Consider the following 15,361-nt stretch of genomic DNA (forward strand, 5'->3'; position numbering starts at 1 on the left):
TGCTGCACCTCGGCAATCTGACGCCGGAGGACCACGGGGCGCTGGGTGAGGGCATCAGCGGCCAAGCTCTACAGGGCAGCCGAGGTGAAGTGGCACCCCGACATGAGCGACGGCGACCACAAGACCTTCCAACTCCATCAGGAGGCACACAGGCTGGCACGCCTCCACACCTGACGTGTCCAGCCTGTCACCCCCGTTTCGGCGGCCCAGGCTGCGGTGGCGTGGTCCACGCGCGGTGGCCCGGGTTTGACGGTGTCTTGGGGGCGCTCTGCCGTATCTGCTGTTCCGGTTCTACCGATGGAGCTTCCGGACTCGTCGGGAGGGCTCTGTGGCAGGGATCGTGGAGGGGAAGCACCGGTCGCCGATCGGAGATGACGGGCATCAGCCGAACCGGCCGGTACCTCCGCCGCCTCCGCCGCCGACCGAGTCCGGGAAGAAGAAGTAGCCCGTGGCCACCGGCCCCAACCACGATGCTGTTGCCGCCGTCCCGCTCGTCGAGGGCCTGCTGGAGGCAGTCGCCGTGCAGCTCGGCGCGCCGTTGCCCGCCCGGCTTCAGGAGGCGTTCCACCGTGTGTACCGGCACCGATTCCTGCCCGCCCGGGTCTGGCTGCGGGACGGCTCGGGCGGCTATGTGCCCCTGGACCATGCGACCGAGCCCGCCCGGTGGATGGCCGCGGCCTTCTCGGACCAGCCGTTGGTCACGGAGTTCACCGACGGGCTGCCGTCCTCTTCGGCTTCGATGCCGTCGATGGTGGCTCGCATGCTGCTTCTGGCCGGTCTCGGCGAGTCTGCCGCAGGTGCCCGGGTGCTGGAGCTCGGCGCGGGCGCCGGTTACAACGCCGCTCTGCTCTACGCGCTTGCAGGCGACCGGAACGTCACCTCCGTCGAACTCGACCCCGCCCTTGTCGCCGGGCCGCGTCCGTGACCACGACGTTGGCGTACGCGCTGCGCCAGGATCCGCCGGTCAGCTTGCAGCCGGCCGCGACCTGCGGCGCTTCGAGGGCTTCGGTGAGGATGACTTCCTTGCGGGTGTCGCAGCCGTCTCAGGCGTTGAGGCCCTTGTTCCAGTGCTTGTACAGGTCCCGCTTGTAGCCCTCCCGGTGCTCTGCTGCGACGGGTAGCCGTCGATCGCCTCGAACAGCGGCACCGGGGCCCGAAGACCGCTGGGCCGCCCGCCACGGCGGTCGCTGGTGCCCCCGTGGTGGCGGGGGGCGGAGTGTGCGGGTGGAGCCGCGAGGAGGGGCACGGCGCAGAGCGGCGACCGGGGAAATCCGCTGCGGCCCGGCGGCGTTCGTCCCTTACCCTCCCGACCATGCGCAACTCGACGATCCGTGCGGTCAACCGGCTCACCGCACGCTGGGCCGAACAAGCCGTCGCCGGCGACACCGGCACGGTCCTCACGGCCGTGGGGGTCTGGCCCCTGCTCGCCCTCCTGGCCGACGGCGCGGCCGGCCCCGCCCGCGGGGAACTCTCCGAAGCCCTCGGCATATCCGCCGACTCGGCGGCCGCGGCCGCACGCGAACTCCTCGCCGACCTGTCCGGTGTACGGGGCCTCCAGACGGCCACGGGGCTGTGGGCCCTGCAGGAGCTGCCCCTGGAACAGCGGTGGCTGGACGCGCTCCCGGACGGCGCACACGGGCTGCTGACCGGCGACCCCGACACCGACGCCAAGACCCTCGACGCCTGGGCCGCCGAACGGACGGGCGGCCTGGTCGAGCGGATGCCGGTCGACTTCCCGCCGCCCCCCGCGCACACCCAGCTGGTGCTCGCCTCGGCACTGGCCCAGCGGCTGCGCTGGATCCAGCCGTTCCGCTCCGGGATCGTCGAGCCGTCCGAAGGGCCCTGGGCCGGACGGGGCCTCACCGCGCTGCGCCGCAGCACCACCCTCCTGGACCGGGTCCGCGTGGCGCAGACCCCGGCGGGTCCGGTCACGGTGCTCGAGGTGGTCGGCGACGGCGGCGTGGACGTCCACCTGGTGCTGGGCGCACCCGGTGCGTCGCCGCGCCGGGTGCTGACGGCAGGGGTGGACGTGGTGACCCGCGCGCTCGCGGCCACCGGCGCGAGCCTGCTGCCCGAGGGGAACCCGGGCCCCGGCCTGCGCATCGGGACAGTCCTGTCGCTGGGTCCGGAGCCGTATCTCCTCATCCAGACGACGGCTTTCGACGTGACCGCCGAGCACGATCTCCTCGACCATCGAGGCCTGTTCGGCCTCGCCTCCGCCTCGGACACCGGCGCCGGCCACTTCCCGGGGATCAGCCCCCGCCCCCTGGCCGTGGGCTCGGCACGCCAGTCGGCGATGGCCCGCTTCCACGCCGAGGGCTTCGAGGCCGCGGCCGTGACGGCCGTCGCGGCGTGCGTCGGCGCGGCCGCAACGCCCCGGTTCCGCTACCGAACCCGGCAGGCCGAGGTCTGCTTCGACCGCCCCTTCGGCTTCCTCGCCGTCCACCGCACCTCCCGCCTGGTGCTCGCAGCGGGCTGGGTCACCGATCCCCTGCCGTACGAGGAGCCCGAGTACCCCGAGTACGAGGAGTGGCAGAAGCGGGCCGAGGAAGAGGCAGCGGAGGCCGAGTGGGAGGCGGAGCAGCGGGCCTCGGCGGAGCGGGCGGAGCAAGCGCAGTGAGCGTCGCCGAGGTTGTCCAGGCCAACTCATCACAGTGACACGAACCTCGCTACATCACTGTGAATGTGTGTGCTGGTGTCAGCAGGTGGGTGTCAGCGGGTTTGGCGGGGTGCGGACGTTTGGTGGGCTGATCGTGTGCGGGCCTGATTGACTGCGCGCAGTGCTTTGGCAAGGCGAGTAAGAGGTCCTAACACAATGAGGTAGTCACCAGCAGGCGACGCATTGGGTGAGGTCTTCCGACAGGAAGAGGATGAAGCGTCTCTGCGATCCGGTGACGGTCGCCATGTAGACCTGAGCTGTTCCTGCGCCCTGGAGTCCGGCGACGGCTTCGGCGAGTCCGGGCCGAGGTGTGACGCCCGTGTCGAGCATGACTTCGTGCCGCCAGGACCAGATGTCCCAGAGCTCTAGTGCAGAGACCGTTTGGTTCAGGAAGACCTCGAAGTCCGCGCCTGCCTCCATCTCGGCCAGGGCCGTGCGGGCAGAGATGCTGCCGTCCTGGGACAGTACGGATTGCAGGGCGTCTCGGTTCATGCGATCAGTTTGCCGGGCCGGCCAAGGAGAGCACCTGGCGGTGGGTGATCAGGCAGCAGGCGAGCGTCAGGAAGGCTTCGTGGATGTCGGCTCGGCGTTCCCGGCGGACGCGGAGTCGTCTGAAACCGTGGAGCCAGGCGAAGGAGCGCTCGACCACCCATCGGTAGGTGCCCAGGCCGCTGCCATGGGCTCTGCCGCGGCGGGCGATGACGGGGAGGATCCGACGGGCCTGCACCTGGTCGCGGTAGACGTCGTGGTCGTAGCCTCGGTCGGCGAAGACCGACTGAGGCCTGCGGCGAGGCCGCCCGGTCCTGCCTCGGACTGCAGGGACCGCATCGAGCAGGGGCATGAGCTGGGTGACGTCGTTGCGGTTGCCGCCGGTGAGGATGACGGCGAGCGGGGTGCCGTGGCCGTCGGTGATCAGGTGGTGCCTGGAACCGGCCCGTCCCCGATCGACTGGCGACGGGCCTGTCTGGAGCCCCCTTTTAACGCTCTGACGTGGCTGGAGTCGACAACGGCCCGCGACCAGTCGAGGCGGGCCGCCGCGTTCAGCTCGGCCAGCAGCACCTCATGCAGCTGCTGCCAGACCCCGGCCTTGTTCCAGTCTCGCAGTCGACGCCAGCACGTCATGCCGGACCCGAAGCCGAGCTCCTGGGGCAGGTGTTCCCACTCGATGATGGTGTGCAGCACGAACAGGATCCCGCACAGCACCTGCCGGTCCGGGACCGGCTTGCGACCCGGGTATCTGAACCGTCTCTCCCGCTTCGGCAAGAGCGACTCGATCCGCTCCCACAGGTCATCCGACACGATCCACGGCGAAGCCCCCATAACCGGACAACGTCGAACCCGACGACAGGACACGGCCACCAGGCCCGATCCACCTCATTGTGTTAGGCGTTCTAAGTGGGGGCGCGGCATGGGGTGGAAGCTCGTCGGCAGTGTGGCGAATCCTTGGGGCCAGGTCCCGCTGTCGGCTGGTGGGGAAGCAGTCAACCCGCGGGTGCAGTCTTACATGGCAAAGGTGGCTGCTGCGGTGCGAGGCGAGATTGTGTTTCTCGGAGGCATCACTGCGTTCCTCAGGCTTACATGAGGGCGCGGAGTGCGGACGTCAAGCGTATACGTGTTCTGGACACGGTGAATGGCCTCGACAAGCTGCGCGGCCTGCGGGCGACATGGGTTCAGGAGAACTTCTACCGTGTGTCGGGCAGCAATGGTGAGGCTCACAATCAGGCCGAGGCGATGCTGGCTGTCATCGATGACGAAACTGCGCGCCTTCTACGTATGTTGCGAGGGTGGGCATCAGGCGACGATGTGGACTTCGACGACTTCATGTCGCTGGCTGTGGTGCTCGCCTTCCAGCGGAATCGAACACCACAGACGAAGCGCCTGCTGGACGTGCACAGCGCATGGCTGAGGGACCGCGCGCGCCAGGAAGCACGGCCCCTCACAACGGCTGGGTTCGTCGCGACTCTCTTGCGCGGTCGTACCCAGGCCGCGCCAGGGTGTTGGACGACTCTCAGCATGAGCAGGAATCAGCGGTTTGGCGACACCCACGATGGCGATGTACCGGGGAGGTCGTTGGTGCTTGAGAAGTGCTTGGTGCGCGACGACAGATTGAACACGAACACCCACTCGCGGCCTATGCGTCGGGCGGTGTCCATCGCTTGATGACGTTGGGCAGCGAGTGCGGTGCAGGCCATGCCTGGATCCGGATCTCCTCCATGTCTTCGGGCTCTTCCTCGCAGTCAGGGTCGGGGAAGGCCGCGGCTTCGAGATTCCGCCGAGACGTTCGGACGCGGATCCATCCGGTCGGCATGTCGAAGCGTGCTGCGTCGGGGCCGTAATCGGTGCAGCCCAGCACGACCATTCGTCCCGAGGCCAGGTTGAGACTTGCCTCGACGACGTGGTCGAAGTCGGTGCTGTCATCGTCCGGTTGGCCCGTGAGGAGGTCGACGGTGACGTCGACGGTTACGTTGACAGCCGTGCCGATGGCCAGGGCGTGTTCGGCGACGCCGAGCCCGTCCAGGACTGCCTGTTCGGTCCACACGTCGCCGATGCCGGTCTCGGTTGCCTCGGAGTCGTCGTCCAGGACGTGGATCTGGAAGTAGTCCGCGAAGAGCTCAAGGTTTGTCGCCACGCGAGGCATCATCCCTGCTGCCCAGGCAAGGCAGCACGGCGGGGTGAGGCTGTCTTCGACGAGGCCGCTGGCCGGGTGATCTGAACATGAATGCTGGCCCGTTTGGAAAGGTTCCGGCTGATTGCTGCAGGTCAGGCGTACGTACTGGTGCTGATCGTGGACTCGGACGGCCTGCTGGTGGAACGCCGGCTGCGGGCCGGCGAACTAACGTGTCCGCCATGTGGGGCTGTGCTCGCGCCCTGGGGGCACGGTCGGCCTCGGGAGGTCCGTGGTGACTCCGGGCCCGGCTGTTCGTACGTCCTTGCCGTTCGCGCTGCACGGCTTGCCAGGTCACGCATGTCCTCCTGCCGGAGGTGGTCTGGCCGCTGCGGATGGATGCGGCCGAGGTGCTGGGTCCGGGCTGGAGATAGCGGCCCTGGGCCTGGGCCATCGCCAGATCGGCGCTCGTCTGGGCCTGGCTGAGGGAACGGTCCGTGGCTGGATCCGGCGTTTCCGTCACTGGTCTGAGGCCGTTGAGCGCGGGCAGGCCACGCATCAGGTTCTTGATCACACAGCGGGGTGTAGCGGGCTTGGCCCCGCCCGGCGCGAGCTGGAGGCCGACGGCCGGTACGCCCGCCGGCAGGAGTACGACCAGCAGGGCCGCCCGGGCGGCCCGGCCACCGTCTGGCAGCAGGGCTTCCCCGACAGGTGGGGCATCGTCGGCACCACCCGCACGATCGAGATCACATTGGGCGCCAACGGCTGGCACAGCCACGCGCACGTCCTCATCTGGACCGAGGACCCCGCCAGCGACCACCACGCCGAGTTCATCGAGCAGGAGCTCTACGACCGGTGGGCCCAGCGCTGCACGGCAGTCGGCCTGCCCACCCCCGCCCGCGGCGAGATCCGCAAGAGCGACGGCAAGCGCGTCGGCAAGGGAGTCGACGTCACCCCGCCACGAGGGACAAGGCCGATGCCCTCGGCCGGTACGTCGTCAAGCTCCAGGAGGGCGGCGCCCTCGCCATGGAGATGACCCGCGCCGACCTCAAGGTCGCCCGAGGACAGAAGGGCAAGACCGCGCTGGAGCTCGCCGCGTACGCGGCGGCCGGAAACGAGCAGGCTATCGACCTCTGGCACGAGTTCGAGTTCGCCACCCGTGGCGTCCAGTGCCTGACCTGGAGCCGTGGCCTGCGCGAGCGCTTAGCCCCGCTGGTCGAGCTGGACGAGCGCGAGGACGACGAGATCCCCGACGAGGAGGTCGCCGAGACCCCCGAGGCCCCGGCGCTCCTGATCGCCCGTGACGCCTGGTGGCGGGCCATCGTGCCCGTCTACGGCGCCCGCGCCGACATCCTGCACGCCGCTGAGGTCGGCGGCCTGCCCGGTGCCATCGCCGTGTTGGACAGCCTCGGTCTGGTCCACGGCACCGCCTACGGCGCCCCGGCGCAGATGTCCGGCCCCGTCCTGCCCACCGTCGACCAGCTGCGCCGAGGCCAGGCCGACCGCCAGGCCCGCCGCGACCGCCGCAAGGCCGTCGACAGCGCGGTGCAGGACCGGACGCCCGAGCAGTGGGCCCAGGCATGGGAACGCCGGGCCGAGGCCGAGAAGCAGCAGGCCGCCGCCCGCGCCGCGACCGCCGACCCGACCGACGCCGAGAACGCGGCCGTCGAGATCGAGCGCACGCAGGCCGCCGCCGAGTACGCCCGCGCCGAGCCGAGCTCCGCCACGACCCCGACGCCCACCACCACTTCGAGCGCGGCGACGTCCCGCCCGTCCACCTGCCCAGCGTCGAGGACCTGGACGCGCTCGCCGACGCACGGCCCGCGCCCAAGGGCACCCCGGCCTGCGACGGCTGCGGCGCCGCCCTCGCCGCCGAGATGGTCCCGTACGGGAGGCACGTCATGTGCTGACCGGTGGTCCTCGGAGCGACCGGCGCGAGCGCCGGCCATCGGAGCCCAGGGGCTCCGATCCGGTGGACCGACCACCCGGTGACCGGGTGCAGGAGCGTCCAGGCCGAGAGGGTTCCGCCCAGTCGCACCTGACCCTCCTGGCGGTACCCAATCTCGGCAGCGAGGTATGCCGGTGCGCTTTACATCAGAATGTCAGTGGGAGACGACGCGGGATGAAGCTCCTATTGGCTGTCAAGCAGTGGTGAGCCAGTCGCGGTAGGCGTTGGCGAGGTTGTCGTCGCGGCGGGTGCCTCGTTCGATGCACGAGATGACGGCGGGCCAGACGCCGAAGTGACGGGCGACAGCGGTGAGGGTGATGTTCTTGGCCTGGCGTGCCGGCCGCAGGTCCGCGGTCTCCGGGACGGTGACCGTGGTGGTGAGGTAGCGGAACACCTCGCGGGCGATGGCCCGTTTGAGGAGCCGGATGATCTCCTTCTTGGTCCTGCCTGCCGCGGTCTGCCGGGCCACGTAGTCGCGGCTCCGGTTGTCGCTGGCCATGCGGACGAGGGCGATCCGGTAGAGGGCCGCGTTGGCGGCGCGGTCGCCGCCTCGGGAGAGGCGGTGACGGTTGGTCTTGCCGCTGGAGGCCGGGACGGGGGCGACGCCGCACAGGGCTGCGAACGAAGCCTCGGTCCGAAGGCGGTCGGGGTTCCCGCCGGCGGCCATCAGCAGCTGGGCTGCGGTGTCGGGGCCGACGCCGTAGGCGGCACGCAGACCTGGACTGTGTCCGGTGACCACGTCGTCCAGCGAGGCTGTGAGCTCGTCGTGCTCGGCGGTCAGGGCCTGGACGCGTCGGGCCAGACTCTTCAGGGCGGTCAGGACACCCTTGTGGACGGCATCTCCCGCTGGACGCAGGCGTGCCAGGGCATCGATCAGCGGTTTGGCGTGCAGGGCCCGGTAGCGGTCACGGATGGTGTCGGGGGCGCTGATGAGTATGTGCCCGATCTGGTTCATGGCGGCGGTGCGGGCTTTGACCGTGGACCGGGCGGCGTTGTGGAGGGCGCGTATGCCGGTGACGGTCTCGTCCTTGGGCGCGCTGGAGGCGCGTCCGGAGAGTGCGGCTCGGGCGGCGGCGTAGGCGTCGATGGGGTCGGACTTGCCGCTGCGGCGGCGTTCGGCGCGGTCGGGGCGGTTGACCTCGACCACGGTCAGGCCCTCGGCGCGGGCCGCCCGGGTGAACCCGCTTCCGTAGGACGCGGTGCCTTCGACACCGATCGCGACCGCGTCCCCGTGGGCGCCCAGGAACGCGAGGGCTGCCGTGTATCCGGCGGGGGTCGTGGGGAACTCTGCGTCGGCGAGGTGGCCGCCGTTGTCGGTGACGACCGCGACATGAATGGTGTCGGCATGGGAATCCACACCGCCGAACACCCACTGGGTGACCGTGCCCACCGTGCCCGCTGCTGTCATGCTGGAGGCGCCTTCCTAGCCGGAGGTGACACCGGCCAGGTGGGGCAGACAGGACATTGAGGGGGCTTCTGGCCAAGCTCCTATCAGGTCATGTTCCACCTGGCCGGAGCCATGAGAACGGGCCCCGGCAGCCGGACGGTACAGCCCGAAGACAGCCCAGCAGGACGTCAGTCAGTGGCAGAGCCACGACCACCGGAACCCGCGTACGAGTATCAATGTCAGTGGCCGGGCTGATCGCTATGCGGCCAGGTTCCCGGACCCGGCTGTGCCACCGTCTGCGGACCCACCCCGCGGGCAAGGGCAAGCGCCGCAGCGTGAGCGAGCGGGACTTCATCGCGCTGGTCGACGGCGTCCATCAGCTGGCCAGTGCCGGGGTCCGGGAAAGCTCATCGGCCGCACGGCCCGATGGAGCGAGCCCGGGAGCCCCGGCCGGCCGCGGGTCCCTGCGGAGCGGCGGGACCGCAATGGCTCCGACCTCGCCGGGCACATGGCAGCCTCGGCCGCGCCCCGGAGTCCGAGGACGGGACTTCGTCCCTCAGCAGGCCGGTGCGGGCCTCGGGCGGCTCCAGGGGCCATGTCCCGACCAAGCAGACGACGCGGGCCCGTTGAACCCGGTACGCCTGCGCTCCGCCGTTTCGCGCGCCCCTACTTCACGAACTTCAAGACGGTGCGGCCGACTTTCCACGCTCCGCGGGCTGAGGCGCCGGCCTCCACTGCTTTCTGACCGAGTGCGCGCATGCGCGCCCGGTCTTCCGTGGACGCCGACTGGTACGCCTCCTCGGCTTTCCCTCCCGCATAGATTCCGCCCGCAGCGCCCGCGGTGAGACCGACGACCATGCCCGTCGGGCCGGCGGTCAGGAACCCCGCGATGCCCCCGCTTGCAGTCACTGCCCCTGCCACGGCGGGGCCGACGACGTAGCCCACGGCCACGTCCGGTGCCGCTTCCACGAGGGTTTCGACATAGTCGAGGTACTGTTTGTCCGCACGCGCCTTGCGCAGACTGCGCAGGTGTTCTTCCTTGTCTTCCTGGAAATTTCCCACCGTTGAACCTCTGCTGCGGTGATGAAGGTCTTCACGAAGGCCTTCAGGAGGAACGAACTTGATGATGCAAGCGGCCCCGGACTCGCGGGAGGCGCCCGTACGACCGCGCCAACGGCGATAGGGCACCGCCCTTTCGAGCCTGCCGCATGGTTCCGTTCAAAGGCAATCCCCTTCCTGATGCGAATCCGCATCTTGGTAGAAGAAAGGATTCTCTAACGGAATATCAATGTGCCTGCCGCGACAGGTGGAAACGGCAGACAACACGCGGGGCAGGCAAGCCCTACCGGTCGGCCGCGGAGCGCCTCGCGAGGATTTCCGCGAAGCGCTCCCCGGGCAGGACGAGGGATCTTGCCGCTGCTTGACGCCTGCGCGACAGACCTGGACATCACACGCCGGCGACGGCCCCCACGGACGCGCTGCCGGCCGCGCCCAGCCGGGGGCCGAGCAGCAGCCGCTCGGCCGCAGTAGGCGGCCGTCGTGGCCCGTCACCGCAAGCCAGACGCCGACCGTGCACAATGGCACGGATGCGCGCACCCATCGGATCCTTCGACAACGCCCGCCCGGCGCCGGAGTGCCTGGCCGAACTCACCGGGCCGGTTGCCGAGGCGGTCCGCACCTGGCACGGCACCGTCCCGGCCGAGGACATCGTGTACGTCGACACCGACCCGGCCATCGCGGACACCGCCGCCTTCGTTGAGCACTACGGGCAGGAGCTCCTCGCGCAGTCGGCGAACTGCGTGATCGTCTCGGCCAAGCGCGGAGGCGCGTCCACGCTGGCCGCATGCCTGGTCCCCTCGGGAGCGCGCGCCGACGTCAACGGCGTGGTGCGCCGTCGCCTCGGCGCCCGCAAGGTGTCCTTCGCGCCGATGGACACCGCGGTGCAGCTCACCGGCATGGAATACGGCGGCATCACGCCCATCGGCCTGCCGTCGGACTGGCCGCTGCTGGTGGACTCCGTCGTGGTCGGGCTGCCGTACGTACTGGTCGGCAGCGGCCGCCGCGGCAAGCTCATCGTTCCCGGGAAGCTGTTCGCGCAGCTCCCGGGCGCCGAGGTGATCGAGGCCCTCGCCGCCTGACCCCTGCCCCCCGTTCCGGCCGGCGGCATGCGCACGGCCTGTGTGCCCCGGCGGGGCCGGACCTGCCGGTTTCATACCGCAGTTGCGGCTCCTGCTCGCCGCTGAGGCCTCGGATCCGTGTGCTCTCGGCCCGCGCCTCTGTCGCATGCCAGGGGCTGCTGCCCCGATGGGTCAGTGTCCGGCGGCGGCCTTGACCAGGGCGACGGCCAGCCCGATCGCGGCGTCCAGGGCGCCGGCCAGGAAGGCGGCGAGGGCGCCGCCGCCCATGCGGACGCCGCCGTAGCAGCCCCAGGCGAACAGGCCGGCGATGCTGACCGCCGCCGCGGCCAGCAGCGCCGTGTCGATGGTCATCACGCCCAGTTCTGCGGCGGCGACCAAGACCAGCGGGCCGGCGGCGGACAGGAGGAGCGGGCTGCTGACGGACAGGATGTGGCGCAGCTCGGGACCGGTGGCCAGTCGGCCGTGCACCACGCGGTGGGCCTGCTGGTCGGCCACGATCGCAGCCAGCCACAACCCGGCCGCCGTGGTCACCAGTGTCGCGGCGGCGCCGGCCGTGTCGACGTGTCCGCTTGCTCGCAGCCCGATGACCACCGAGATCACGGTGATCGTTGCGTAGATGCGTTCCTTGAGGACGGCGGCCGTGAACCGGGGATCTCCCGCCGCCTCCGGCTCTGCGGTACGGCCTTCGCCAGCGCCTTCCCGGGACCCTCCGCCGCCAGGACGGGGGTGGGGACCGGCAGCGCTGTCGTGACCCATGGGGGCCACCCTCGGCCGCTCGTTCCGGTACACCGGGCCGCCGGGACGGTGTGTCGGCCGCGGAGGGCCCCGGTGGACGCGCGTCGCGTTGCGGCCCCGCCGCCTGGTGCCTCGTCGAGGACGAAGGGACCACTCACAGTCCGTGCTGGTCAAGCGTCGTCATCAGCTTCCGCTTGCGTTTCTGGTCGGCGCGGAGGGCGGCCAGGTAGGTGGCGAACTCGGACTCGGTGCCCAGCATGCGGTGGCAGGCGCGGGCGCTGAGCAGCAGTTCCGCCATGCGTTCGTACGTGCTGCCACCGGTCTCCTTGCGCAGTGGCTCGATCCAGCGCAGATAGACGGTCAGTGCACGGGCCGGTTGCTTGTCGCGGATCCGGTCGGCCAGGGCCAGCCACTGCAGCCGGTCCGCGTACCCGTCGGCGGCGGCCTGCCAGGCAGCCTCGAGGTCGGCGTCGTCCATGAGCGCATCGACCAGCGCCGAGCCGCCGTACCAACGGCCCTTCGGCGGCCGGTCGGAGGCTTTGAGCACATCCAAGGCGCCCGCGCGCTCGGTGACCTCCCAGACCCCGGCCGTGCGGGCCGCGGTACGCAGATGCCGGTAGGCGGCCAGAGAGGGGCGGGCCCGCAGAGCGTCCCGGCGGATCGTGACCACATCGGCCAAACGGTCGGCCCGCGCGTACCGGTCGCAGACGAACGCGACCAGCTCCTCATCCGGCCCCCCGTCGGACTCGGCCTCCCGCAGGCCGCGTTCGGCCCACTCCAGGGCCTCGGCCGGGCGGCCCGCCCCCTCCAGCTCTCGGGCGATCACCAGGTGGGTGTGGCCGTTCGGGGCGAGGTCCGCCGTGTGGACGGCGACCAGCGCGTCCACGCTGCCGCCGTCCGCTTTCAGGAGGCGCTCCATCAGGTACTTCTCGGTCCACGACTTGGGGTTGATCCGCCAGGCGGCCACCACCAGTTCCCGTGCCCGAGCCATGCCCGGCTCACCCAGGACCTCCCGGTAGTCGAAGAGGTCGACGTCGGCGATGTCGCCGATGTCGCCCTCTTCGTCCAGCAGGTGGCGCACCAGCCACTCGGCGGTCTCCACCGGGTCGGGGCGGGCGGACAGGCAGGCCTCCAGATGGGCCTCGGACAGCCCGGTGGCGACATCCCCGATCAGGCCGTCCGAGTCGTCGATCTCCCCGTACGTACGGCCCAGAGTCCGGAGGGCCTCGCGGGCTACCGCCACCGCGTCGGCGGCCCGGCCGCCCGCCGTCAGCGCCCGCAGGGCGGTGACCGCCTCCGCCGCCTGCTGCCCGTAGGCGTGGGCGTCGCCGTACTCGACGTAGCCGTGACGGGCGAAGGGCCGGGTGTCGAGGAGGCTCAGGATGCGCTCCCGCATGAGGGCGGTGTCCTCCCTGGCGCTGGCCGCGCGCAGCTCAAGCCGGCGGCGCAGGCCACGGTCCCCGGCGAGCTGTTCCCGTACCAGGGCGGCCAGTTCCTCTCGGGTGCGGGACTCCAGCCACTCGTCCAGCAGCCGCGTGCGCGAGGCGGCGGCCGACCGCTGCTGCGGCACCGATTCGGCCTGTTCCAGGACGACCAGGCCCACCGCCACGCAGTGCTTGCAGAAGTTGCCCTCCTGCCCGTACGGGCAGTCGCACCAGCCGCTGAGCCCGCCGCCCTCGTCCTCGGTCAGCTCGACCTCGTACGCGTCGCTGCCGTCCACGGTTGCTCTGATCGCCTCGTCGCCGATCTCCAGCCGGTACACCGCCGACAGATAGCCGACCCCGCGCTCGAAGGAGCGCGGCCCCGCCAGCCGGCGCAGATCTTCCTCACTGAAACCCGGGCCATGCGTCACGGCATCCATTCAACCGGACGACCATGCGCGGTGCCGCAGGTTCAGGACGCCACCACCCCGCCTGCACGATCACTCGTAAGGGCCACGCGTACGCCGCACATCCCCGCGCGATCACGCAGACCCCTACGATCATGCGCTCTGGGTGACTGTCGAGAGCGCTCCGGCACCGTCCGGGACGCTCCCGAGGCAGGGAGGGAGCAAGCGTGACCCGTGAAAGTTCCGGCAGCTGCCGCCAGGTGGAGGTGGCCGTCATCGGGGCCGGCCTCTCGGGTGTGGCCGCCGTGATCGCACTGCGCCGGGCCGGGATCGACGACGTCGTGGTGCTGGAGAAGTCCGACCGTCTCGGCGGGACCTGGCGCGACAACAGCTACCCCGGCTGCGGGTGCGACGTGCCCGCGATGCTGTACGAGTACTCCTTCGCCCCCCACCCCTGGAGCCGGGGCTTCGCCGACCGGTCCGAAATCCTCGACTACCTCCGGACCACCGCGTCGACCCACCGGGTGGAGGAGGCGATCCGCTACGACACGGAGGTGCTGGACGCGCGCTGGCAGCCGGACGCCGGCCGCTGGAGCCTGCAGACCACGGCGGGCGCCTGCACGGCCCGCGCCGTCATCGTCGCCACCGGCCCATGGCACCGGCCCCGCCACCCCGACATCCCCGGCCTCGACACCTTCCCCGGCCCGGCCTTCCACTCCGCCCGCTGGAACCACGACGCCGACCTCACCGGTCGCCGCATCGCGGTCGTGGGCACCGGAGCGTCCGCCGTACAGTTCCTGCCCGAGATCCAGCCGCAGGCCGCGCACGTCGACGTCTTCCAGAGCACTCCCCACTGGGTGCTCCCGAAACCCGACTACCCGCTCCCCGCCCGCCTGCACCGATTCCTCGGACTCCACCCGGCAGCACGCCGCGCCCTGCGCGGCCTGCACCACTGGACCCAGGAAGCCGTCGGCCTCCCCCTGCGCCACCCCCGCCTGCTGCGGCCCCTGGAAGCCGTGGCGCGCCTCCATCTGCGCACTTCCGTACCGGACCGGGCCCTGCGCCGGGCACTCACCCCCGGCTACCGCCTCGGGGCCCGCCGCCTGATCACGTCCGACACCTACTACCCCGCCCTCTGCCGGCCCAACGTCCGGCTCCATCCCACCCGGGCAGCCGCCGTCGAGGGCTCCCACGTCATCGGTGCCGACGGCACCCGTACCCGCGCCGACGTCATCATCCTGGCCACCGGCTACCACGTCGGCGAAGTCCCCCTGGCCGGCCGGCTGTACGGCACCTGCGGCACCCCGCTCGCCCGGACCTGGGCCGACGACCGCCGCGCCTATCTGGGCACCAGCGTCAGCGGCTACCCCAACCTCTTCCTCCTCGTCGGCCCGAACCTGCTCACCGGCACCACCGCAGTACCCACCGTCCTCGAGGCCCAGCTCCGCTACGTCGCGACGGCCCTCACCCACTTGCGCACCCACGGCTACGCCGCGCTCGATGTCATTCCCGAAGCCGAGGAAGCCCATCAGCAGGCCCTGCACGAGGCGCTGCGCACCACCGTCTACAGCCCCGAGAACGGATCCGGATACTACTTCGGCCTCCCGGGCGTCAACACCTTCAGCTGGCCCTGGTCGACCGCCAGGCTCGTCAAGCGTCTGCACGCCTTCTCCCCGGACGTCTACACCTGGACCCTGCCGGGGGTGCTTCCGGCACCTCGCGCCGCGCAGGACGGCCTGCCGGCGGCCCCGTCGGGCAGGCCGTAGTACGCGCAGGTCGGCTCAGGGCCGTGGACCAGGGGAGTAGACCATCGTCGACGTCACCAGCCGGCCTGGCCGAAGAAACAGCAGGCGCTGAACGACACCGGCAGGCGGCTCGGCGGTGCGCGCACGCCGGTCTCGGTTTTCGTGCCGGTCCCTACGCTGGCCGCGCACCCGCTGGCATCGGGTGCCAGGCCCTCGTGTTTAGACCATGTCCTATGTGGTGAGGCGGACAAGTCGCTTGTAGCAGCAGATGGCTGCTGCGAGGCCGAGGAAGGCCAGGTAGTTGCGGGGGTGGCGT

General features: G+C 70.9%; 14 protein-coding genes and 1 pseudogene. 8 read left to right on the top strand and 7 right to left on the bottom strand.

Translation table 11 applies throughout. The features are described 5' to 3' along the window. Positions 1-448: 448 nt before the first annotated feature. Positions 449-925 (top strand): hypothetical protein, encoded by a 477-nt coding sequence (locus ACZ49B_RS32500; RefSeq protein ID WP_468312921.1) that lies wholly within the window; start codon positions 449-451, stop codon positions 923-925. Between the two features lie 387 nt (positions 926-1,312). Further along, a complete protein-coding gene (locus ACZ49B_RS32505; protein ID WP_468312924.1) occupies positions 1,313-2,620 on the top strand; it encodes a serpin family protein in 1,308 nt (435 codons plus the stop codon). Between the two features lie 204 nt (positions 2,621-2,824). On the opposite strand, the gene ACZ49B_RS32510 is transcribed toward ACZ49B_RS32505, so the two are convergent. Both ACZ49B_RS32510 and ACZ49B_RS32515 read right to left on the bottom strand, forming a co-directional pair. Continuing rightward, the gene (locus ACZ49B_RS32510) at positions 2,825-3,151 is read right to left on the bottom strand and encodes a hypothetical protein (RefSeq protein WP_468312927.1); all 327 of its coding nucleotides are present in this window, start codon (positions 3,149-3,151) and stop codon (positions 2,825-2,827) included. 4 nt (positions 3,152-3,155) lie between these two features. Then, positions 3,156-3,979, bottom strand: a protein-coding gene (locus ACZ49B_RS32515) for an IS5 family transposase (RefSeq protein WP_468312929.1) whose coding sequence is annotated in 2 segments (ribosomal slippage) — positions 3,156-3,653 and positions 3,656-3,979 — 822 coding nt in all. Because the reading frame shifts where the segments join, the coding sequence is not laid out codon by codon here. Between the two features lie 93 nt (positions 3,980-4,072). On the opposite strand from ACZ49B_RS32515, the gene ACZ49B_RS32520 reads away from it, so the two are divergent. Further along, positions 4,073-4,819 carry a DUF4238 domain-containing protein gene (locus tag ACZ49B_RS32520; RefSeq protein WP_468312932.1) on the top strand — a complete coding sequence of 249 codons (747 nt, stop codon included), beginning with the start codon at positions 4,073-4,075 and terminating at the stop codon, positions 4,817-4,819. Here the strand turns inward: ACZ49B_RS32520 and ACZ49B_RS32525 are convergent. Then, a complete protein-coding gene (locus tag ACZ49B_RS32525; RefSeq protein WP_468312936.1) occupies positions 4,791-5,288 on the bottom strand; it encodes a hypothetical protein in 498 nt (165 codons plus the stop codon). The two genes, ACZ49B_RS32520 and ACZ49B_RS32525, sit on opposite strands and share 29 nt — an antisense overlap. Positions 5,289-6,015: 727 nt before the next feature. Between ACZ49B_RS32525 and ACZ49B_RS32530 the strand changes: the two genes are divergently transcribed. Together ACZ49B_RS32530 and ACZ49B_RS32535 are read left to right on the top strand one after the other, a co-directional pair. Next, entirely contained in the window at positions 6,016-6,300 is a 285-nt protein-coding gene (locus ACZ49B_RS32530) for a hypothetical protein (protein ID WP_468312939.1), read from the top strand. Beyond that, positions 6,291-7,256: a hypothetical protein gene (locus ACZ49B_RS32535; RefSeq protein WP_468312942.1), complete on the top strand. Its 966-nt coding sequence runs from the start codon at positions 6,291-6,293 to the stop codon at positions 7,254-7,256. Before ACZ49B_RS32530 ends, ACZ49B_RS32535 begins: the two co-directional genes overlap by 10 nt. A gap of 149 nt (positions 7,257-7,405) precedes the next feature. Here the strand turns inward: ACZ49B_RS32535 and ACZ49B_RS32540 are convergent, their stop codons facing one another. Beyond that, complete coding sequence (locus ACZ49B_RS32540; protein ID WP_468312945.1) at positions 7,406-8,620, bottom strand: IS110 family RNA-guided transposase; 1,215 nt, start codon at positions 8,618-8,620, stop codon at positions 7,406-7,408. A gap of 215 nt (positions 8,621-8,835) precedes the next feature. On the opposite strand from ACZ49B_RS32540, the pseudogene ACZ49B_RS32545 reads away from it, so the two are divergent. Further along, positions 8,836-8,997, top strand: a pseudogene (locus ACZ49B_RS32545) (IS630 family transposase); the annotation flags it as partial. A 268-nt stretch (positions 8,998-9,265) separates the two neighbouring features. Here ACZ49B_RS32545 and ACZ49B_RS32550 read toward each other — a convergent pair. Beyond that, on the bottom strand, positions 9,266-9,661 hold the full coding sequence (locus tag ACZ49B_RS32550) for a hypothetical protein (RefSeq protein ID WP_468312976.1): 396 nt from the start codon (positions 9,659-9,661) through the stop codon (positions 9,266-9,268). Positions 9,662-10,185: 524 nt separating this feature from the next. Here ACZ49B_RS32550 and ACZ49B_RS32555 point away from each other — a divergent pair. Continuing rightward, entirely contained in the window at positions 10,186-10,737 is a 552-nt protein-coding gene (locus ACZ49B_RS32555) for a YbaK/EbsC family protein (RefSeq protein WP_468312948.1), read from the top strand. Between the two features lie 171 nt (positions 10,738-10,908). Here the strand turns inward: ACZ49B_RS32555 and ACZ49B_RS32560 are convergent, their stop codons facing one another. Both ACZ49B_RS32560 and ACZ49B_RS32565 read right to left on the bottom strand, forming a co-directional pair. Continuing rightward, positions 10,909-11,493 (bottom strand): hypothetical protein, encoded by a 585-nt coding sequence (locus tag ACZ49B_RS32560; protein WP_468312951.1) that lies wholly within the window; start codon positions 11,491-11,493, stop codon positions 10,909-10,911. 133 nt (positions 11,494-11,626) lie between these two features. Next, positions 11,627-13,324 (bottom strand): SWIM zinc finger family protein, encoded by a 1,698-nt coding sequence (locus ACZ49B_RS32565; RefSeq protein WP_468312954.1) that lies wholly within the window; start codon positions 13,322-13,324, stop codon positions 11,627-11,629. A 203-nt stretch (positions 13,325-13,527) separates the two neighbouring features. Between ACZ49B_RS32565 and ACZ49B_RS32570 the strand changes: the two genes are divergently transcribed. Further along, on the top strand, positions 13,528-15,066 hold the full coding sequence (locus tag ACZ49B_RS32570; RefSeq protein ID WP_468312957.1) for a flavin-containing monooxygenase: 1,539 nt from the start codon (positions 13,528-13,530) through the stop codon (positions 15,064-15,066). Positions 15,067-15,361 lie beyond the last annotated feature (295 nt).

The sequence above is a fragment of the Streptomyces sp. NPDC031132 genome (assembly GCF_055570595.1).

Bases quoted from the DNA above. Each gene is read 5' to 3' on its own strand.
- ACZ49B_RS32560 (WP_468312951.1), bottom strand. From the start codon at position 11,493: ATGGGTCACGACAGCGCTGCCGGTCCCCACCCCCGTCCTGGCGGCGGA.
- ACZ49B_RS32535 (WP_468312942.1), top strand. From the start codon at position 6,291: ATGGAGATGACCCGCGCCGACCTCAAGGTCGCCCGAGGACAGAAGGGC.
- ACZ49B_RS32505 (WP_468312924.1), top strand. From the start codon at position 1,313: ATGCGCAACTCGACGATCCGTGCGGTCAACCGGCTCACCGCACGCTGG.
- ACZ49B_RS32510 (WP_468312927.1), bottom strand. From the start codon at position 3,151: ATGAACCGAGACGCCCTGCAATCCGTACTGTCCCAGGACGGCAGCATC.
- ACZ49B_RS32555 (WP_468312948.1), top strand. From the start codon at position 10,186: ATGCGCGCACCCATCGGATCCTTCGACAACGCCCGCCCGGCGCCGGAG.
- ACZ49B_RS32540 (WP_468312945.1), bottom strand. From the start codon at position 8,620: ATGACAGCAGCGGGCACGGTGGGCACGGTCACCCAGTGGGTGTTCGGC.